Source organism: Psychrobacillus soli (genome assembly GCF_006861775.1).
GTDB classification, from domain to species: domain Bacteria; phylum Bacillota; class Bacilli; order Bacillales_A; family Planococcaceae; genus Psychrobacillus; species Psychrobacillus soli.
This window is the reverse complement of record NZ_VDGG01000052.1, coordinates 1-19,382: the sequence shown is the minus strand read 5'-3', so window position 1 is coordinate 19,382 and position 19,382 is coordinate 1. Positions and strand designations below refer to the sequence as shown.

Below are 19,382 nucleotides of genomic sequence, written 5' to 3'. Positions count from 1 at the left end.
AATGAAAAAGGGAGAAATCACGAAGACCTCTCCCCTTCAAGCCTATTACTTAAAGTCGACGTTCGTTAATTTGTCAGATCCAGTAGGATGAGGTAAGAAATCTACAATATCTGCTTTACCTGCAAGTAATGGAGTTGAGTGAGCAAGCGGTACCCAAGGTGCATCTTCAAAGATAATTTCTTGCGCTTGCTTATACAATTCATTACGTTTATCCTCATCCACTTCTGTTTGTGCCGCGATTAAGATTTTGTGTAAGTCTTGATTGTCATAATAAGTGTAATTGTTACTTCCAATATTATCGCCATCTAGTAATACGTAGATGAAGTTATCTGCATCTCCGTTATCACCTGTCCAGCCTAGCATGAAGGCATCAGCTTCTCCATTTCGTGCTTTTTCTAAATACGTAGCCCATTCAAATGAAACGATTGTTGCTTTAACACCGATATCCTCTAAATTCTTTTGAATAACTTCCGCAACTTTTGCTCCATCTGGCATATATGGACGTGGTACAGGCATTGCCCATAGTTCCATTTCAAATCCATCTGCAAGTCCAGCTTCTGCTAGTAATTGCTTCGCTTTCTCTGGATCATATTCATACCCTGGAATATCCTCATTGTATCCACTAATAGAAGGTGGCATTGGGTTTTTCGCAATTTCCGCACGGCCTTCGAAAAATGCATCAACAATTGACTGCTTATCAATCGCATAGTTAATCGCTTGACGAACTTTTACATTATCAAAAGGAGGTCGAGTAGTTGTTAACCCTAAATATCCTACGTTCATCGATGGACGCTCAAATAATTGAAGATTAGAATCGCCCTCTACAGTTGCAGCATCTGATGGATTAATACCATCCGCTAAGTCAATTTCATTTGTAAGTAACGAATTTAAACGTGTAGAATTGTCTGGAATTGCACGGAAAATGATTTTATCCAATTTTGGATAGCCTACATTCCAGTAATCTGCAAATTTTTCAACCGTAACTGAATCATTTCGTTTCCATTCTACAAATTTGAATGGTCCAGTACCTACTGGATTGTCTCCAAATTTATCACCCGATGCTTCAAATGCAGTTGGACTTGCAATTCCAAATGGGCTCATAGCAATATTTTTTAAGAAAGGTGCTTGTGCACGTTTTAATTTGAATACTACTGTATAATCACCATCTGCGGTTACAGACTCGATTACATGACTTTCATCCCCTACAAATCCACCGAACATGGAAGCGTAGTATGGGAATTTGTCTTCTGAACCATTTGCCCAGCGCTCAAAGTTTTTCACTACAGCTTCTGCGTTGAAGTCTGTTCCATCGTGGAATTTAACCCCTTCACGAAGTGTAAAAGTGTACGTAAGTCCGTCTTCTGATGGCTCCCATTTTGTTGCTAATCCTTCATTTATCGTAGTATCTTGTTTTCCAAAGTTTAACAGTGTTTCAAATACGTTTTGTGTTACTTTGAAGGATTCTCCATCCGTTACAGCTGCTGGATCTAGTGATACGGAATCTCCCCCACGACCAAAGACAAGTACTTTATCTTCAGCTGCTGTAGAACCAGTATCCTCTTCTGTCGTTCCTTCGTTTTCTTTCTCTGTGTTACTTTCGGATGCATCGTCAGAAGCACATGCAGCAAGAACTACACTCAGCGCAACTAGCATCAAAAGTAAAAATGACCATATTTTCTTTTTTCCCATATTAACCCCTCCGTAAATTTATTATCAATGTTGCACTAGCTCATTGTATAAATGGCAGGCAACAAAATGACCAGGTTTTACTTCTTCTAACTTAGGCACTACGGATGTACACGCTTTCATTTTGTAAGGACATCTTGTATGGAATGTACAGCCTGTTGGAGGATTTGAAGGACTTGGAATATCTCCTTCTAATATAATCTGCTCCCTTTGGTGCCCTGGATCTGGAACAGGAACTGCTGAAAGTAATGCCTTTGTATATGGATGAAATGGCTCCGCATATAATGACTCACTAGTAGCAAGCTCCGCCATTCTTCCTAAGTACATAACGCCCACTCGATCACTTATATGACGCACCACCCCTAAATCATGGGCTATAAATATATACGTTAGCTTTAATTCTTTCTGTAAATCTTGCATAAGATTAAGTACTTGGGCTTGTATCGATACATCTAGTGCAGATACTGGTTCATCCGCAATGATTAACTTCGGATTTGTCATCAATGCTCTTGCGATTCCAATACGTTGTCTTTGTCCCCCACTAAATTGATGGGGATAACGTTTGGCATGATAACTACTTAATCCGACAATTTCTAAAAAGTCGTATACTTTCTTTTTACGACTCTTCGCATCGCCAATATTATGAACTTTGAGCGGTTCCATTAATATTTTTTCAACTGTATGTCGTGGGTTTAGAGATGCATATGGATCTTGGAATACCATCTGAATTTCTCTTCTTGCTTTTCTCATTTCGCTATTTGAAATACTTGTCAATTCTTTTCCGTCAAATGTCACTTTACCTTCTGTTGGTTCTAGCAATCTCATTAACATTCGACCTGTAGTAGATTTACCACAACCAGACTCCCCTACTATTCCAAGTGTTTCTCCTTCATTTACATGAAAAGATACATCATCCACGGCTTTCACATAACCCGATTGTTTCGCCAATACGCCCGAATGAATAGGAAAATACTTTTTTAATCCTTCAACTTGTAGCAGCGGTTTTGTCATTAACTCCTACCCCCTTCTCGTCGTATAAGAAGCATCTCGTTTTATGGTTATCAGATGTTTCATATAATGAAGGATTTTCTACAGTACATCTTCCAAACACGGATTCACAGCGTGCCGCAAATCGACAGCCATTTGGAATCGTACCAGGTTTCGGTACATTTCCTGGAATAGAGTACAAACGTTGCTTTTTAAAGCGCATATCAGGTACAGAAGCGATTAATCCCTTTGTGTAAGGATGTTGCGGATTATTAAAAATCGTATCAACTGTTCCTTCTTCTACTACTTTTCCAGCGTACATAACAACTACTCTTTCACAGGTTTCAGCTACTACTCCTAAATCATGCGTGATTAAAATAACTGCTGTATGAAGCCTTTCATTCAATTCGCGCATTAGTTTTAAAATTTGTGCTTGAATCGTTACATCTAGCGCAGTCGTCGGTTCATCCGCAATGAGAACCTTTGGATCACAAACGAGAGCCATCGCAATCATTACGCGTTGCCGCATCCCTCCTGAAAGCTGGTGGGGATAATCCTTCATCAATTCTTCTGCCCTAGGTAAACCAACAAGTTTCAACATTTCAATCGCTCTTGCTTTCACTTGTTTTCTACTCCAGCCTTTTTTATGCAATGTAATCGCTTCCATTAGCTGGTTCCCTATTGTAAATAAAGGATTTAAAGACGTCATCGGTTCTTGAAAAATCATTGCTATATCATTGCCACGAACTTTTCTCATCTCTTTTTCAGAGAACTTCGTTAAATCTTTTCCTCTAAACAAAATTTGACCATTTGTAATTTTCCCTGGTGGACTCGGAACTAGGCCCATTATAGAAAGGGACGTAACACTTTTACCACACCCGGATTCCCCAACTATTCCAAGTATCTCCCCTTCTTTTACGTGAAAATCTACATAGTCTACGGATGGAATGACACCATCATCTGTGAAAAAGGAAGTTTGAAGATCTTTCACTTCTAAAATGATTTCACGTTTTGTCATAACGCACCCCCTAGTTTTAAGACAATTTACAATTTTCTATTAATTAATAAGCTATATTAATATTTTACACATATTAACCTTATATGCAACCCTTTTATTAAAACTGTTATTTCTTCACTTAATATGTAATTTCCATATATACTAGTATTTTCATTCAATCAAATGAATACTCATTCACTTTTATTCAATAAGAAAAACACAAGCGCTCCTTAAGGTCAAAACCTATTTTTATCGTTTCCGGGGGGCTTTGGACAGCCTCGATGCTATATCATTACCGAGTGATTTTGGAAAGAGGCTGGTCATGACTTACGTCACGACCAGCCTCTCTTTTTTCGATAATCTTATGAAATTTGTCTGTCCTTCACCCTCCTACAACTGTAAGAATAGAGTTAAAACCTTTTTGGATAATAAGAGAAAAGATGCTTTCCAATGCATAGAGGAAGCTCCCGAAGATGCAATTTCGGGAGCTCTACGCTTTCTTACTATGCGTTCCTTGCTTATTCTAGCAAAGAAATACTTGTCCTATGGTGATTCTATATAGGAAAGTGACAATTCCTTCAAATCGAAAAGGCGGAAATACTATCGAGAAGGGGTGGGCAGCCAAAATTGCATCTTTGGCTGCTTAATATATGAATAGGAAAGGAGCTATTCTTTAATCCCCAAAATTTTTGGCACTTTTATTACTAGTGCTTACGGAGAGCGACAGACGAACGACTACCACACGATTACCGAAAAAAAATGTGAAGGGATGCGACAAAGTCGCATCCCTTCACATCCAGTAATATCGATAATGGTGTAGTGATCGTTCAGTCCACAGCAATCCAGCAGCACCTATATACCAAGTGGCTAGTGTTTTATCACAATTTTCATCAGTAATTTACTTGTTGACTTTGGATAATCAACAAGTGTTTAAAATTAATTATCCAGTTGTTGTATTTGAAACAAGTTATAATATACATTTTTATGGCTCATTAAATCTGCATGATTTCCATTTTCGACTACTCGTCCATCTTCAATAACAAAAATATTATCCGCATGTGTAATTGTTGAAAGTCTATGTGCAACAATAATAGTTGTACGATTGGATGTTAAACGTTCCAATGAATCTTGGATTAATGATTCACTCTCCAAATCCAAGGCAGAGGTTGCTTCGTCTAAAACTAAGATCGTAGGATTTTTCAAAAATACTCGAGCTATGGCTACACGTTGCTTTTGACCACCGGATAGCTTCACGCCACGTTCCCCAACTTTTGTGTCATATCCTTCCGGTAATTCCATAATAAAATCATGTGCATTCGCTGCCTTTGCTGCTGCTATTACTTCTTCATCTGTAGCATTCGGGTTTCCCATTAATATATTCGATTTCACCGAATCACTAAATAAAATATTATCTTGTAACACGATGCCTATTTGTTTTCTTAGTGATTCCACTGTAATATCTCGAATATCATGGCCATCAATTCGGACGCTTCCACTTGTTACATCATAAAATCTTGGGATTAAGCTTATAATGGTCGATTTACCACCGCCACTCATCCCGACGAATGCAACCGTCTCTCCTGCTTTCACACGGAAATCCACATTGTTTAAAATTGTATTTCCATCTTTTTCATATTGAAATGAAACATTCGAAAACGTTACTTCTCCTGTAGCATTCTTTAATGTAGACGCGCCTTTTTTATCGACGATATCATATTTTTCATCCATCAACTCAAAAACACGATCCATCGAAGCGAAAGACTGCGTTAATGTTGTCGATGAATTAACTAGACGGCGAAGTGGACTATACAAACGTTCAATATATGCAACAAATGCAGCCATTGTTCCGACGGATAATCTTCCGTTAATCGCTTCATACCCCGCATATGCAATGACTAATAATGGCGCAATATCAGTTATCGTATTGACAACAGCAAACGCCTTCGCATTCCAAATCGTTTGATCGACCGCTTTATCTAAAAATTCCTCGTTTGCTTCATTAAATAATTTTTGTTCATGCTTTTCTAATGTAAATGTTTTAATAATACTCATACCTTGTACACGTTCATGTAAATAACTTTGAACACCAGCTAAAGCTTGCGAGCGTTTTCTCGTTAAATCGCGCAATCTCCCAAAAAAGAATTTCACACTGAACGCATAAAACGGGAACGCAAGCAATGTAACAAGGGTTAACTTCACATTCATTGTAAGCATTATTCCAATTGCAATGAGTATAGTTGCTAAATCCAACCAAACGTTCATTAGCCCAATTATGACAAAGTTCTTTGTTTGCTCGACATCATTTATTACCCTGGAAATAACTTCTCCAGCACGCGTATTGGAGTAGTATTTTAAACCTAGTTTTTGAAGATGAATATAAAGCTTCTCTCGTATATCGTAGAGTATTTTATTGCTCACTAACTGTGCTAAATACTGTCTATAGTATTCAATCGGCGGACGAACGATTAGAAAAACTAATGCAGTCCCACCAAGCCAATATACTAATTGCTGGATTTTTTCGTCTGCTGTCAGTGTTTCTGCACCAATAATATCATCAATAACAATTTTGATAAGAATTGGTATAAATAATGGTATCGCGAATTTGATAATCCCAATAACAAGCGTTATAAATATTTGAAAGTTATACGGTTTAACAAATTGCATATACCGTTTCATAGATCCCATTTAATGACTTCCCTCCAAAAATCGAAAAACCTGTTGCTTGTATTCAACAGGTTTTTCGTCTACTCATTTAGCTGTTTATAAAAATGATAGCGACTCGTCCATGCCTCGATAAAATCTGGTGCAAATGGACCCCTTCTTTGCTTTATCCAAGAAATGAGTTTTTCAATATTTCGATCAAGAATACCGTCCATTTCTTCCGGATACTTCATTTCTCTTTTATGTTGTTCGTACTCATCTTCATCTAAAATTGTATAGGTCATATCAGGAAAAACCTTTACATCTAGATCATAATCAATATACTTTAACCGCCCATCACTATATACAAAAGGCGAACTCATATTGATATAATAGTATACACCATCTTCTCGTAACATACAAATAATGTTAAACCAATGTTCGGCATGAAAGTAGCAAATAGAAGGTTCTCGTGTAACCCAAGTCCGACCATCCGCCTCAATAACAAGCGTCCGTTCATTTGCCCCTATGACAATATTTTTAGTGCCTTTTAAAACCATTGTTTCCTGCCAGACACGGTGGATACTACCATTATGCTTGTAGCTGTGTATTTGTATCATTTCTCCTTCTGTTGGAATCGCCATCATTTAGCCACCTTTTCGACAAGCGTAAAAAATCATGTTTGTATACTTATTTAATCATTATAACAATCCGTTTCAAAAAACTATAGTAAAAAAATCATAAGGGGTCTTTAAGTGTATGTTGTCTTCTGAAACTTCCCATAAAGAGTAGTTTTTGCAGTATACAGATAATGCGTCGTAGTGAGTTGAATAAAGTGTTCGCTGGGATTTTCGCTGCAAGGCGGACGCTTACCGCTCCAATTAATAGGAATTTATTATCAATTTTACATCTACTGTTATTAGAGCTTTAAATTGATCAGATTCACTACGCAATATATATTAAAGCCAATTAGAAAATGCTTTCTCCAAATAAGTAGAGCATTTACTTAGGATAAAGTTCGTTTCATACAACCATTTATTGGTATGACACCTCGTATTCACCGTCGTCTCACTCCAAGTAAACTTGTTATTTTAAGATTTGGTTGCTTTCATTGAACAATTAGTTGCTCTAAACCATTTACTGGATTTAAACATTCGAAAAAAATGTAAAAATTTTGTTTTTTACGAGCCGAAACTGATATGTAAGCCATTTCTGTTGATTTTCGTTGCAGGTGGGGATAGCTCATCACTTACCCGGCGGAAAGCGTCCTACTAAAGCGAAAATCATAGCGGTCACTAGTGAACGCACTACGACACAGTATCCCTAAATAGTGCCATACCTTATGTTATAGAGTGAAAGTGTTTCACATACCAACTATTTTGCAGTAAAAAAAATCAACGGAGGCAAAATGCCTCCGCTGATTTTTGGTGAATCCATTTAATTATTTTGTTTGGTTGGAAGAACCGCCGTACTTACCGCTAGCTTGTTGTTTTTTCAACTCTGCTTGACGATTTTGTTCTTTCACTTGTTGAATATCAGTTTCAGAAGCAAACTCTTGGTTTTGATTTTGGTTCTGCTGTTTTCTGTTATTCTTTTTCATGGATTTCACCCCCGTACATCTATATCATGTACAGTTAATGAGAATGTATTCATTCTTTTTTATTTTTTTATCGATTTCCACGTATTCCATATTTTTAACACGGGTACAGGCATTGGGAGGATTTCTATTTCTTCTTTTGAAAACCATTTACACGAAGTTGGAAGTTCCTTTTCAGCAAGTAACTTCCCTTCAAAGCTTTCCATTTCCCATACCAAATGAGAAAAGATGTGTTTGAACGCTATTAATTCTTCACCTTTTAAAATTTCTATCCCATAATCATGTTCGATTACTTCTTCTGTAGTATGTGTTGCAGTAGGTAGCTCTATCATTGGAAATTGCCACATATTAGCGAGCAATCCTTTCGATGGTCGCTTTTCTAATAAAATTCGGCCATGATCATCCTCTACAACAACTGCTTTCATTTTATGCACTTTTGTTTTTTTATTAATGGTTTTAATCGGTAACTGCTCTTGCATTCCTTCAAAAAATGCCGTGCAATTTTCTCTAACTGGACAAAGTAGACACTTTGGTTTTGTCGGTGTGCATATGACTGCTCCCAGTTCCATTAGCCCTTGATTGAACGCAGAAGGATTATCCTCATCGATTAACTCCATTACTGCTTCTTCAAATATTTTTTTCGTTTTTGGTTTCGCAATATCTTCTTTTATCAATAAAAGACGAGAAAGAACTCGCATGACATTGCCATCTACAGCATGCTCTGGAACTCCATACGCTATACTAAGAACAGCTCCTGCGGTATAAGGTCCTACTCCTTTTAACGTGGAAATTTCTTTTCGAGTGCTTGGAACGACACTCCCATATGATTCGACCACTTCTTTAACACCAGCTTGTAAATTGCGTGCACGGGAATAATAACCTAAACCTTCCCATTCTTTTAGTAATTCTTCTTCTTTTGCATGTGCAAGTGACTCTAAAGAAGGATATTTTGAGATAAATCTTTCATAATAAGGTATAACGGTATCTACTTTTGTTTGTTGGAGCATCACTTCTGACACCCAAATTTTATATGGATCTTTTGTCTTCCTCCACGGTAAATCACGTTTTTCTTCTAAAAACCAGGATACTAAATCGTTTCTAACTTGTGTTTTATATAATTCGTTCAATGTTAAGTCCTTTCTTACGATTATTGTTATGAAAAATGGGGTATATAAACGTTAAGTACTTTGTTATTTTCCGATTTTATTTTATGATGTAAGTAACTTGGTATCCAAAAAGGAGCTGGTGAAGTATGGATACAGGTACACATATTGTTATGGGTATTGCACTTGGTGGATTAGCGCTTGCGGATCCGGTCGTTGCAAGTAGTTCCCTTACAACAACTGCGGTTATCGCAGGTACAATTATTGGTTCTCAGGCACCTGATATTGATACCGTTTTAAAATTGCGAAATAATGCTGTTTATATTCGACACCATCGCGGCATTACGCATTCTATTCCGGCTGTCCTACTCTGGCCGTTGCTAATTTCTGGGGTGCTATGGCTCATCATACCGGAAGCAAACTTGTTGCATTTATGGTTATGGACATTTTTGGCTGTATTTTTGCATGTGTTTGTTGATATTTTTAATTCTTATGGGACACAAGCTTTGCGGCCATTTTCTAGAAAATGGGTTGCGCTAGGTGTTATTAATACATTTGATCCGATTATTTTCGGTATCCACATAGTCGGTTTGTTGTTTTGGATGTTTGGTACGAATCCAGTTCCGACGTTTCTTATTATGTACGCCGTTATTTTCGTTTATTACATTTTACGATTTGCCGTACAAAGCGCAGTAAAAAATTCTGTAAAGCATACGATACCAGATGCCGATGAAATTATTGTCGCTCCAACGATGAAGTTTTTCCAATGGCGAGTTGCTGCCATTTCCAAAACGCATCATTATGTTGGACGAGCTTACGGTAGATCCATCTCTATTTATGATAAATTTGAGAAAGTACCATTACCAGAATCTGATTTAGTAAATGCAGCACTGGAAGATAAAAACTTAAGTGCATTTACATCATTCTCTCCAATTTTCAGATGGGAAATTACGAAATTTGAGAAATTATATGAAGTGCGATTAATCGATCTTCGTTACAGAAGTAATGACTATTACCCATTCGTTGCAGTAGCTCATCTAAATGAAGAACTCGAAATTGTTAACTCTTACACGGGTTGGATATTTAGTGAAGATAAACTTAGAAAAAAACTCGACTATATGCCAAATTAAAATGCGGAACGCTAGGATTTTACTTATCCTAGCGTTTTTTCAATGTATGAAATCGTCTGTTTCCAGTAAGTGTTTGTACTTTTCATTCGTACTCGCAAACTCATGCAACTGTTCACCGTAACCTTCAATCCATTTTTTAATAACCATTTCCGTTACGGCCGCCCCTTTATATTCATAGCCAGCACGGGCGTAAGACGATTCGAAATCAGACCAAAGAAGTTCTATCCAAGCACGCGCTTTCGCTGCAGATAGTTGGTCATTTTTTTCGAGCAATTGATACGTTAACTCATCTATTTTTGTTTGCATATTATTTACCTTCCTTTAATGGCTCTAATAATGAAATAGGTAATGCTTCTTCATACTTATCCCCACCTAATCGATATCCCCAAGCAAATCTACCTTTTAAATACTCTACATGAAAGTATATACCTGGATCACTTGTAATTTTATACATTTCGCCTGGTTTAATGGACGTTGGATCAATTAAGAAGCTTTGCGCCATCGTTGCTTTTCTTTCATAGACTGCATACTCATTTACAATGCCTAACTGCTCTGCTTTTCGAGCCTTCTCTTTTAAGTTTGCAATTTCCGTTCTTAGTTCTTGTACTGTCATATCACTATATTTTTTTTCACTCATCTTGTTGTTCCAACTCCTTTTTTTCTATATACATTTCAATATGCTCTGCAGGGAATCCTTTTTGATACAATGCTTGTTTGACTCGATTTCTTAAATCATAGTTACTATATTTCGAAGCGTATTTTCTCCAAACTTTGTCTCCTTGACTACAGATGATCTCTTCCCATTCTTCTTCATCTTTTTCAAGTTCAAAGGAGTCTATTGCTTGGGAAATAATCGTAAAGTTATATCCTTTTCTTTGCAGAGTATCTTGCACTTTTTGCTTAATCTGCCTTGGTGTTTTCGCTTCGTTTTGGTTAATTATTTTTTCGGTCAATGTACGTGCGAGTGTAAGCTGTTCTTCTTCCGAATACATAGCTAACACTTCTTCCTGAAGCCCCTTTTCAATCCCTTTTTTCTTCAATTCTTGTCGGATTGCAGCTGGCCCCTTCTTGCTATTTTTCTTTTGTGTTGCCACCAATGCTTTTGTAAAGCTTTCATCATTTAAAAAACCATGCTCGTACAATTTTCGAACCGCTTCTAAAATGACAGCTTCTCCAAATTCACTTTGTAGTAGTTTTTGTTTCACTTCATGCTCACTCCGCATGCGGTAGCTTAAAAAGTTAATTGCTTTATTATAAGCCTTTCTTACTTCATCATCAAAAACAATTTCATCAATGGTGAATTCTTCTATTACTTTTCCTTTAGTAAGTTGATATTTTATTAATACTGCCTCATCCACACTAAAGGCATACTTTTCATCTAAGTATAAATTATACCGTTCATTATTGTTTTTTTGTCGTCCTATTTTTGTAATAACCGGCATTTATTAATCTCTCCATTCATCTCCCTACTATTATAACGTATATATTCATAGGTGATAAACGTTTCGCATGCTAAGATATTGGATAAAGGAGGTTGGATGGAATATGAAAATTGCAATTACTGGTGGCACTGGATTTGTTGGAAGAGAAGTGACGAAACTTTTAATCGAAAAAGGGCATGATGTTTTTATTTTATCTCGTTCTATTAGTAAACAAACAAATGATGTGACGTATATAAAGTGGCTAACGGAAGATGCTGCTCCTGAAAAGGAGTTAAATGGGTTTGATGCATTTATCAATCTTGCTGGAGAGTCTATTAATAACGGTCGCTGGACTACAGCACAAAAAAAGAAGATATATGACAGTCGTATGCAAGCAACAGATGAAGTACTTCGCATTATTAAAACTTTGCAACAGAAGCCAAAAGTACTTATAAACGCTAGTGCAATTGGGATATATCCAGCCTCAAACGATAAAATTTATACGGAGCAATCTTTTGAAGTTGGAACGGACTTTTTAGCAAAAACCGTTCATGATTGGGAACAAAAAGCGAAACTTGCTAAAAACTTAGGTGTTCGTGTAGCTTACGGTAGGTTCGGCATTATACTTGGGAAAAGTGATGGTGCACTGCCTCTTATGGCTCTTCCATATAAAATGTTCGTCGGCGGTCCAATTGGCTCTGCTCAAAATTGGATGTCCTGGATTCATGTAAAAGACGTTGCAAATGCACTACTTTTTGCTCTAGAACATGACATACATGGCCCTTTCAATGTAACAGCTCCCGAACCAAAAATAATGGAGGAATTCGGAAAAATATTATCAACAATTTTAAAACGTCCCCATTATTTCCCTGTTCCTGCATTCATTTTAAAAATGGCTCTTGGTGAAAAAAGTCAGCTCGTCATCGAAGGTCAACATGTTATTCCAGAAGTGTTATTGAAAAATGGCTTTACTTTTGAATTTCCTCATTTACCAAATGCTTTAACTGATATTTATCCGTGAATAAATAAAGTCCCCTAGCGCAATCTACTTGTAAAGGAGGTTGTGTTTTATATGTGGAAATATCATTTATTTGGAATCGTTATTGCAGCTTTTGTCTTGAGTATGGGATTCGTTTACCAGCCATTTTCCGCACAAGGGCAAGAAATTCATTGGGGATTAAAAAAAGCGACAAAGGAAATACCTGCGGAAGCCGGTGCAGAGTTAGATGCGATGCTTGAAAAACATGGTGCTATTTATAAAGGTTCCCCAGATGAAAAAATCATTTACTTCACTTTCGATAATGGGTACGAAAACGGCTATACGGAAAGTATTTTAGATACGCTAAAAAAAGAAAAGATTAAAGCCACTTTCTTTTTAACGGGGCATTATTTAGAAAGTGCCACACCACTAGTTGAACGTATGATCAAGGACGGGCATCAAATAGGAAATCACTCTTATGGACATCCTAACTTAGCACGGCTTTCTAAAGAAGGAATTCAACAAGAACTGATACAGTTCGACAAGAAGCTAAGTGAACTGACTTCACTGGAAAGAACGACGGTTACGCGTCCACCAGAAGGAATTTTTAACGAAAAAGTGTTAGAAGCTGCAAACGAAATTGGCTATCAGCATATTTTTTGGTCCGTTGCTTTTATTGATTGGCATAGAGACCAGAAAAAAGGCGGCAAATATGCTTATGATCAATTAATGTCCCAAATTCATCCAGGTGCAATCATTTTGATGCATACTGTTTCACCAGACAATGCAGAAGGTCTCCCGATGTTCATCGAACAAGCTAGAAAAATGGGATACACTTTCGGAACACTGGATGAACTGAACATGAATAATCAGGATATTCCGCTTTCTTTTAATCCTAGATAAACTCCCTTATAATAGAAGGAAGATTATAAAGGACGTGAAGCAATGAAAGAACAAACAGTAATACAAGTAGGACAAGAGTTCCCACTAACAATAAAAAGGCTCGGTATAAACGGAGAAGGTGTCGGATTCTTTAAACGAAATGTTGTTTTCGTAAAAGGCGCGCTTCCAGGCGAGGTAATTACAGCACAAGTAACAGAAGCAAAAAACAATTACGCAGAAGCTGAGATCAAAAAAATCCGCCAAGCATCAGAAGACAGAGTAACTCCACCATGTCTCATCTATGACACATGCGGCGGTTGCCAACTGCAACATATGACGTACGAAAGACAGCTAATCGAAAAAAGAGATCTAGTCATGCAGGCTCTTGAACGTTATGTGAAAGATTTAGCTACAGAAATTGAAGTGAAACAAACAATCGGTATGGAAGATCCATGGAACTACCGCAATAAAAGTCAGTTCCAAGTAAGACAGTTTGGCAATAAAGTCATTGCAGGACTTTATGCAGAAAGCTCTAACAAACTAATCGATATTAATAAATGTATCGTGCAACATCCAGTAACAACACATATTACAAATGAAATTAAAGGATTTTTGCAACAACTGAATATCCCAATTTATGACGAAAAAAATCCACAAGGAATTGTTCGCACTATTGTCGTTCGTACAGGTATGAAAACAGGGCAAATTCAAGTAACCCTTGTTACAACGAAAAAGAAAATGCCTCATAAAGAAGAACTTGTACAACTAGTACGAGCAATCGATTCTAATATTGTGTCCATTAGCCAAAACATTAATGCAGAAAAAACATCCCTTGTTTTTGGGGAAACGACATTTAATCTATTTGGGAAAGAAACGATTCATGAAAAACTTGGAGAACTTGCATTTGATTTGTCTGCACGTGCCTTCTTCCAGTTGAATCCTGAACAAACCGAACATTTATATAACGAAATTGAAAAAGCAGCTTCCTTAACTGGTAACGAAACAGTCGTCGATGCTTATTGTGGCGTTGGTACAATTGGACTTTGGCTTGCTAAAAATGCAAAAGAAGTTCGCGGTATGGATATCGTAGAAGAATCTATCCAAGACGCAAAAAGAAATGCGAAACGAAATGGTTTTAGCAATACAAAATATGTACACGGTACAGCTAAGCAATGGCTTGGAAAATGGAAGAATGAAGGCTTCGTTCCAGATGTGCTTACAGTAGATCCGCCACGAGTTGGTCTCGATGACGAATTACTAAAAACCATTTTAGAAATTAAACCAAAACGTTTTGTTTACACATCTTGTAACCCGTCTACACTTGCCAAGGATTTACAACAACTAACTAAAGTATATGATGTGAAATATATCCAACCAGTCGATATGTTCCCGCAAACTTCACATGTGGAAGCTGTTACTTTGTTGGAATTGAAGAAGTAAAAGTAAACCTTAGTAGTGATTTGGTTGGAATGATTTTCAGCAAAATACTCATCCTATAGAAAAGGAGATGAGATTCATTTTGCTAAAATTATTTATTGCAGTTGGGATTTATTTTACTGTCAATTCAGTTCCAATATACACCCCACCTGTTGTTTCTACCATACAAGAACCGCCTGCTTACGCTAAGTGGGGAATGCTTGCTATAAAAGAAACACAAGCGAAATATCCCAATGCGAGTATTATTGATTATTTGCATCAAGGACGCGAATCTAATAAGGATTCCACCATTGAAAAGTTTAAGCTCTGGTTAAAAAACGGTGACCACGAATTCGGTGTTTTTGTAACAATTGAGTTTACTACCGACACTGAAGAAGTCGTTAATATTGAAATGCAAGAAACTTCTAGATAAAACATCTACATTTTGTATAAAAGGTTAGCCGAGAAATCTGGTTAGCCTTTTTTGCTCTTCTATACAGCTTTTTACATAAGCAATTCTTTATACGCATATGATTAAATGGAGTTATATTATTCATGTAATATCGGAGGTTATCTGGTTCATGACAAATAGTGAAAGCACAAATCAAAATATTCAAGATTCCAATAAAGCTATTGGTGCAGCTGAGCTTGCTGTGCTTGGTGCATTATTCACTACTTTTGGTGATGTTTTATCTACTATTTCCGCAGTGCTCGCTTTAGAGGAAGAGCGAAAAGATGCAACGGACAATAATAATTTCCAGAAACAGATTGACGATTTAACTAATGAAGTAAAAAAACTAAAAAAACATATGAATAATGATAAGCCAAGAGGTTTTAAAAATTTCTAAATTTTAGTTAACTTTATTGTTTTCGCTTTATAAATAGAGAGATACTGTGTTACCATTGTCACAAAGTATCTTTCAAATTTTATAAAGAATGGTGGCTAAACAATGACAAACGAAAACAATGCAAAAGTTACAATTGAAACAACCATTCATGCTCCTGTCGAAAAAGTTTGGGAATATTGGTCTGAACCGGATCATTTAACAAAATGGAATACCCCTTCTGATGATTGGCATACACCATCTGCTGAAAATGACTTAAGAGTCGGTGGAAAATTTTCTTCTAGAATGGAAGCTAAAGATGGAAGCTTTGGGTTTGATTTTGCTGGTGTGTATGATGAAGTAAAACTACATGACTTCATCTCTTATACATTAGGTGACGGAAGACAAGTCGAAATTTCTTTTATCAGCCAAGAGAATAACACGAAGATTAACCAAGTATTTGATCCGGAAACTGAAAATCCAATAGAAATGCAACAACAAGGTTGGCAAGCGATTTTAGATAATTTTAAAAAGTATGCTGAACAATAATAAACACAAGGGCAATCAAGACTTTCAACGTCTTGATTGCCTTTTGTTTTTATTTGTACATTGATCTTTACCTCCAAAATAAATTCCATCAATTTAATAGTGCTTTAAGTTTTTTTTACCAAAATGGGTAAACACTAAGTAGAAAGTATTTGGAGGAGGAGATTTTTTGAAAGCAGTAACTTTCCAAGGAGCTAAAGATTTTCCATGGGCATGAAGAAGAAAGTATTAAGTTCGTTTTAAAAACCGTAACACAAGGACAGCGTTGGATACCAGATTCTTATTAATTTCTAAATCGTAATTGAATCTGGCATTCAACGTTCTCTTCAATCATTGTTAGTTGGTCGTGTTGTTTTACTAAATAATCCTACCATTAAGGTTAATCCCGCTACTATTGCCGGAATTCCATAAGTATTTATTCTCAGCAGCCAGTGTGGTAGAGGAACTGAGTAATTATTAGGGTCTTGCACCATGTTTTGTACAATTGTAATAGCAATCGGGCTATAAATAGAAATGATTAATAACGGTATAGTCACACAAATAATTAGGGGCCAGTTCCATTTAACTAACCATTCTTTGATAAAAAGTAAAGAAAGATAGATACCTAATACAAAACCTGCAATCAATTGGAACCAAATAACAGGTAGCATATTAAACGTAGTTGCCATCTGGTTTTTCGCCTTTAGCTCGAGTTTGTAACTAATAATCAATAAAGCAATTAATCCAACAGTCCATAATAATTTCCAAACATACGGAGACCAATTTTTACGCACTATACATCCTCCTTTTCCTATAATTTCCTTAAGGTTATCATATACATCTTTTGAAATATTTGCATCCTTATTTAATTCATTATTCAGAACACTAAAAAAACACTACAAATCGACATCTCCTTTTAAGAGATCTGAATCTGTAGTGCTTTATTCATTTTAATACAATGTAGGTTCATCAAGCTTTCGATTCTTTTGCGGATTAGCAAAAAAGATGATACACGTTAACATTCCTAGTAGAAACGCAACTAATACTAAAAAGCTAACCCCCTCAAATAATTGGATAAAAAGACCACCCAAAAATGGACCAGAAAGACTTCCAATACTAAACGCAATTCCACACATCAAATTTCCTGTTGGAAGAAGTGCCTTTGGCGTCAAATCTGCCATATAAGAAATTCCGAGTGAAAATGTGGATCCAACAAACATACCTGCAATGAAAAATAGTATACCTATCGTTAAAGAGGAAGTTTCGAAAAAGCTCGCTATTCCGAAAGTAATTGCACCTAGACCTATCATAAGGATCAGCACTTTTCGTCTCCCTATTTTGTCGCTTAATACACCAAGAGGTAATTGTGAGACAACGCCTCCTATTGAAAAGGCTGCCAATATGTATGATAAGCTAGTTACTTCTATCGCATTCCGAAGTGCATATACCGGGTAAATAGCATTTAACGATGATTCTAAAAAACCATAGCTAAATGGCGGTATAAATGCAACCCAGGCAACTGCAAACGCTGCTCCAAAACGTTTCCATGTCCCTTCTCCGTGAGCAGAAGAACCTTTAACTATCTCAGGTTTTTCATTTTTTACGAAGAAAACAAGTATCCATGCACATAGACAAAGAATGCTTGAAATAATAAACGGTAGTCCTTCGAAAATTTCTACAAGTTGAACCAACAAAGGACCAACAGCGAATCCTACCCCAAAAGAAAGACCATAAATAGCAATATTTCGTCCTAATCGATGCTGAGGCGAAAAGCTCGTGATCCAAGTTTGTGTAGAGAAATGAAGGGCATGATCACCAATTCCTATTAATAACCGTAAAACAAACCAAAATGCAACACTCTTCCAAAGTGGAAAAAGCATGAGAGAAACAATAACGATAAGTCCCCCAACAATAATTATAGGCTTATACCCAAACTTCCGGAGCGGTGGTTCCATAAATGGAGAAATTAATAATGTTCCAATGTATAAACCAGTAGCACTTAATCCATTTAACGTCGCACTTACCCCATCTTGTTCAAAAATAACCGAGATCAGTGGTAAAAGCATCCCTTGTGAAAATCCAGATATAGATACGATAATGACCAAAATTCTAAACCGATTTCGTTCAACTTCTGTAAACTGCTGCATGTAACTACCTCTTTAATCTATTCAAAATTGTTCTAATCAGTAGTGTATCAGACAAAAGATATACTTCCTACATAAAATTCATTCCTTGTGACCGTTAATCGTATGTATTCGTCCAATTATGATGTTTATTCTTCCAACTATTACGCACATTTATCCAAATCCGTTGGAAGACATTTAAAACAACAACAAAAGGCTCAGTCGGTATCTACATTAGATCTGACTGAGCCTTTACGTATAGCTAATATTCTTTTGAGTCTTCATAATTGCATTTGCGGCGTTGCCGGTGAAATGTCTAAATCCCCTCCTTCTAATGAATGAATGGTTTCGACTATTCACTACGCCCTCCCTTCTATGTATGCGTTGATATTACTTTATCACATAGACGGATAAATGTAAATATTCTAAATAAATAAATTATAAAAATATACCCTTCGAACTATCTTTTCTTTCCGATTTGTTTTATCCTTATCATATAAAGTGAGGTGTTATTCTGTGGGCAAACAAATTTCAAATCCAGAACAACAAGTATCTTATTTAAAAGATCGACTGCAAATGTTTTTAGAAGTATTGGATACTATCGAACCTGAAACTACCGACCTTGAAGATATCGATCGTCTTATTCAAATGATGGATGATTTAGAGTTAAAAATGGAGCAGTTTAAAAATACACAATTTGAGTAATCTTAAAGAAGTTTGGAAAGCACCTTTTCCAAGCTTTTTTTGTTGCTTAAGAAACTATAAAATTTCGACATGTGAATAACTTTTTTTAGCAAAATAAGCTATGGCATTTTTTATTTTGTACGTGATATAGGGATAATTCGCGGTAGTGCGTTGAATGAGTGTCCGCTGGGATTTCCGCTGCAGGGCGGACGCTTTCCGTGGGGGGAGCGATGAGCCTTCACCGCCGCGCCTGCGCGCGTCCGCCTGAGAAGTCTCATTTTGCTCACACAGAGGAACAAAGGCTAAAAACGCCACATCGTGTGGCAACGCCTTCGTGACCAACATCCTGTTGGCCTCCACTGGAGTCGCCTCCCAGCAGCGAAAATCC

The 19,382-nt window shown here is 36.7% G+C and carries 21 protein-coding genes; 8 read left to right on the top strand and 13 right to left on the bottom strand.

The features are described from left to right. Positions 1 to 45: 45 nt before the first annotated feature. The 7 genes from FG383_RS17840 to mutY all read right to left on the bottom strand — a co-directional run bounded on the left by FG383_RS17840 (position 46) and on the right by mutY (position 9,034). The gene (locus FG383_RS17840; protein ID WP_142608757.1) at positions 46 to 1,689 is read right to left on the bottom strand and encodes an ABC transporter substrate-binding protein; all 1,644 of its coding nucleotides are present in this window, start codon (positions 1,687 to 1,689) and stop codon (positions 46 to 48) included. Positions 1,690 to 1,713: 24 nt separating this feature from the next. Continuing rightward, positions 1,714 to 2,697 carry an ABC transporter ATP-binding protein gene (locus FG383_RS17835; RefSeq protein ID WP_142608756.1) on the bottom strand — a complete coding sequence of 328 codons (984 nt, stop codon included), beginning with the start codon at positions 2,695 to 2,697 and terminating at the stop codon, positions 1,714 to 1,716. Continuing rightward, entirely contained in the window at positions 2,672 to 3,691 is a 1,020-nt protein-coding gene (locus FG383_RS17830; RefSeq protein ID WP_142608755.1) for an ABC transporter ATP-binding protein, read from the bottom strand. Before FG383_RS17830 ends, FG383_RS17835 begins: the two co-directional genes overlap by 26 nt. Before the next feature lie 915 nt (positions 3,692 to 4,606). Continuing rightward, complete coding sequence (locus tag FG383_RS17825) at positions 4,607 to 6,355, bottom strand: ABC transporter ATP-binding protein (RefSeq protein WP_142608754.1); 1,749 nt, start codon at positions 6,353 to 6,355, stop codon at positions 4,607 to 4,609. 59 nt (positions 6,356 to 6,414) lie between these two features. Beyond that, a complete protein-coding gene (gene ntdP / locus FG383_RS17820; protein ID WP_142608753.1) occupies positions 6,415 to 6,954 on the bottom strand; it encodes a nucleoside tri-diphosphate phosphatase in 540 nt (179 codons plus the stop codon). A 797-nt stretch (positions 6,955 to 7,751) separates the two neighbouring features. Continuing rightward, complete coding sequence (locus tag FG383_RS17815; protein ID WP_142608752.1) at positions 7,752 to 7,910, bottom strand: gamma-type small acid-soluble spore protein; 159 nt, start codon at positions 7,908 to 7,910, stop codon at positions 7,752 to 7,754. Between the two features lie 59 nt (positions 7,911 to 7,969). Then, positions 7,970 to 9,034, bottom strand: coding sequence for an A/G-specific adenine glycosylase (gene mutY, locus FG383_RS17810; protein ID WP_142608751.1), 1,065 nt, complete (start codon positions 9,032 to 9,034; stop codon positions 7,970 to 7,972). A gap of 125 nt (positions 9,035 to 9,159) precedes the next feature. Between mutY and FG383_RS17805 the strand changes: the two genes are divergently transcribed. Then, on the top strand, positions 9,160 to 10,140 hold the full coding sequence (locus tag FG383_RS17805; RefSeq protein WP_142608750.1) for a metal-dependent hydrolase: 981 nt from the start codon (positions 9,160 to 9,162) through the stop codon (positions 10,138 to 10,140). Positions 10,141 to 10,179: 39 nt separating this feature from the next. Here FG383_RS17805 and FG383_RS17800 read toward each other — a convergent pair whose 3' ends face one another. From FG383_RS17800 to recX, 3 genes are read right to left on the bottom strand one after another with little or no spacing between them, the layout of a single operon-like run. Continuing rightward, positions 10,180 to 10,446, bottom strand: coding sequence for a YfhJ family protein (locus FG383_RS17800; protein WP_142608749.1), 267 nt, complete (start codon positions 10,444 to 10,446; stop codon positions 10,180 to 10,182). Position 10,447: 1 nt separating this feature from the next. Further along, a complete protein-coding gene (locus FG383_RS17795; protein ID WP_142608748.1) occupies positions 10,448 to 10,777 on the bottom strand; it encodes a YfhH family protein in 330 nt (109 codons plus the stop codon). Beyond that, positions 10,770 to 11,582 carry a recombination regulator RecX gene (gene recX / locus FG383_RS17790; protein ID WP_142608747.1) on the bottom strand — a complete coding sequence of 271 codons (813 nt, stop codon included), beginning with the start codon at positions 11,580 to 11,582 and terminating at the stop codon, positions 10,770 to 10,772. Before recX ends, FG383_RS17795 begins: the two co-directional genes overlap by 8 nt. Positions 11,583 to 11,685: 103 nt before the next feature. Here recX and FG383_RS17785 point away from each other — a divergent pair, with 103 nt between their 5' ends. From FG383_RS17785 to FG383_RS17760, 6 genes are all read left to right on the top strand, one after another. Next, a complete protein-coding gene (locus tag FG383_RS17785; RefSeq protein ID WP_142608746.1) occupies positions 11,686 to 12,582 on the top strand; it encodes a TIGR01777 family oxidoreductase in 897 nt (298 codons plus the stop codon). Positions 12,583 to 12,633: 51 nt separating this feature from the next. Continuing rightward, complete coding sequence (locus tag FG383_RS17780; RefSeq protein ID WP_142608745.1) at positions 12,634 to 13,443, top strand: polysaccharide deacetylase family protein; 810 nt, start codon at positions 12,634 to 12,636, stop codon at positions 13,441 to 13,443. Positions 13,444 to 13,485: 42 nt separating this feature from the next. Next, a complete protein-coding gene (gene rlmD / locus FG383_RS17775) occupies positions 13,486 to 14,862 on the top strand; it encodes a 23S rRNA (uracil(1939)-C(5))-methyltransferase RlmD (RefSeq protein WP_142608744.1) in 1,377 nt (458 codons plus the stop codon). A 79-nt stretch (positions 14,863 to 14,941) separates the two neighbouring features. Next, positions 14,942 to 15,271 carry a DUF3889 domain-containing protein gene (locus FG383_RS17770; RefSeq protein WP_246097051.1) on the top strand — a complete coding sequence of 110 codons (330 nt, stop codon included), beginning with the start codon at positions 14,942 to 14,944 and terminating at the stop codon, positions 15,269 to 15,271. A 148-nt stretch (positions 15,272 to 15,419) separates the two neighbouring features. Next, positions 15,420 to 15,686 (top strand): hypothetical protein, encoded by a 267-nt coding sequence (locus FG383_RS17765; protein WP_142608742.1) that lies wholly within the window; start codon positions 15,420 to 15,422, stop codon positions 15,684 to 15,686. Between the two features lie 102 nt (positions 15,687 to 15,788). Further along, complete coding sequence (locus tag FG383_RS17760) at positions 15,789 to 16,211, top strand: SRPBCC family protein (RefSeq protein WP_142608741.1); 423 nt, start codon at positions 15,789 to 15,791, stop codon at positions 16,209 to 16,211. Between the two features lie 323 nt (positions 16,212 to 16,534). Here FG383_RS17760 and FG383_RS17755 read toward each other — a convergent pair whose 3' ends face one another. Continuing rightward, positions 16,535 to 16,981, bottom strand: coding sequence for a hypothetical protein (locus FG383_RS17755; protein ID WP_142608740.1), 447 nt, complete (start codon positions 16,979 to 16,981; stop codon positions 16,535 to 16,537). A gap of 156 nt (positions 16,982 to 17,137) precedes the next feature. Further along, positions 17,138 to 18,334 (bottom strand): MFS transporter, encoded by a 1,197-nt coding sequence (locus FG383_RS17750; protein WP_142608739.1) that lies wholly within the window; start codon positions 18,332 to 18,334, stop codon positions 17,138 to 17,140. A gap of 492 nt (positions 18,335 to 18,826) precedes the next feature. Here FG383_RS17750 and FG383_RS17745 point away from each other — a divergent pair, with 492 nt between their 5' ends. After that, on the top strand, positions 18,827 to 19,015 hold the full coding sequence (locus FG383_RS17745; protein ID WP_142608738.1) for an SE1561 family protein: 189 nt from the start codon (positions 18,827 to 18,829) through the stop codon (positions 19,013 to 19,015). A gap of 54 nt (positions 19,016 to 19,069) precedes the next feature. Here the strand turns inward: FG383_RS17745 and FG383_RS17740 are convergent. After that, the coding region (locus FG383_RS17740; RefSeq protein ID WP_221887538.1) for a hypothetical protein at positions 19,070 to 19,382 on the bottom strand (313 nt) is incomplete at its 5' end.

Bases quoted from the DNA above. Each gene is read 5' to 3' on its own strand.
- recX (WP_142608747.1), bottom strand. From the start codon at position 11,582: ATGCCGGTTATTACAAAAATAGGACGACAAAAAAACAATAATGAACGG.
- FG383_RS17765 (WP_142608742.1), top strand. From the start codon at position 15,420: ATGACAAATAGTGAAAGCACAAATCAAAATATTCAAGATTCCAATAAA.
- FG383_RS17795 (WP_142608748.1), bottom strand. From the start codon at position 10,777: ATGAGTGAAAAAAAATATAGTGATATGACAGTACAAGAACTAAGAACG.
- FG383_RS17815 (WP_142608752.1), bottom strand. From the start codon at position 7,910: ATGAAAAAGAATAACAGAAAACAGCAGAACCAAAATCAAAACCAAGAG.
- FG383_RS17800 (WP_142608749.1), bottom strand. From the start codon at position 10,446: ATGCAAACAAAAATAGATGAGTTAACGTATCAATTGCTCGAAAAAAAT.
- FG383_RS17750 (WP_142608739.1), bottom strand. From the start codon at position 18,334: ATGCAGCAGTTTACAGAAGTTGAACGAAATCGGTTTAGAATTTTGGTC.
- FG383_RS17835 (WP_142608756.1), bottom strand. From the start codon at position 2,697: ATGACAAAACCGCTGCTACAAGTTGAAGGATTAAAAAAGTATTTTCCT.
- FG383_RS17780 (WP_142608745.1), top strand. From the start codon at position 12,634: ATGTGGAAATATCATTTATTTGGAATCGTTATTGCAGCTTTTGTCTTG.
- rlmD (WP_142608744.1), top strand. From the start codon at position 13,486: ATGAAAGAACAAACAGTAATACAAGTAGGACAAGAGTTCCCACTAACA.
- FG383_RS17760 (WP_142608741.1), top strand. From the start codon at position 15,789: ATGACAAACGAAAACAATGCAAAAGTTACAATTGAAACAACCATTCAT.
- FG383_RS17840 (WP_142608757.1), bottom strand. From the start codon at position 1,689: ATGGGAAAAAAGAAAATATGGTCATTTTTACTTTTGATGCTAGTTGCG.
- FG383_RS17825 (WP_142608754.1), bottom strand. From the start codon at position 6,355: ATGGGATCTATGAAACGGTATATGCAATTTGTTAAACCGTATAACTTT.
- FG383_RS17785 (WP_142608746.1), top strand. From the start codon at position 11,686: ATGAAAATTGCAATTACTGGTGGCACTGGATTTGTTGGAAGAGAAGTG.
- ntdP (WP_142608753.1), bottom strand. From the start codon at position 6,954: ATGGCGATTCCAACAGAAGGAGAAATGATACAAATACACAGCTACAAG.
- FG383_RS17805 (WP_142608750.1), top strand. From the start codon at position 9,160: ATGGATACAGGTACACATATTGTTATGGGTATTGCACTTGGTGGATTA.
- FG383_RS17830 (WP_142608755.1), bottom strand. From the start codon at position 3,691: ATGACAAAACGTGAAATCATTTTAGAAGTGAAAGATCTTCAAACTTCC.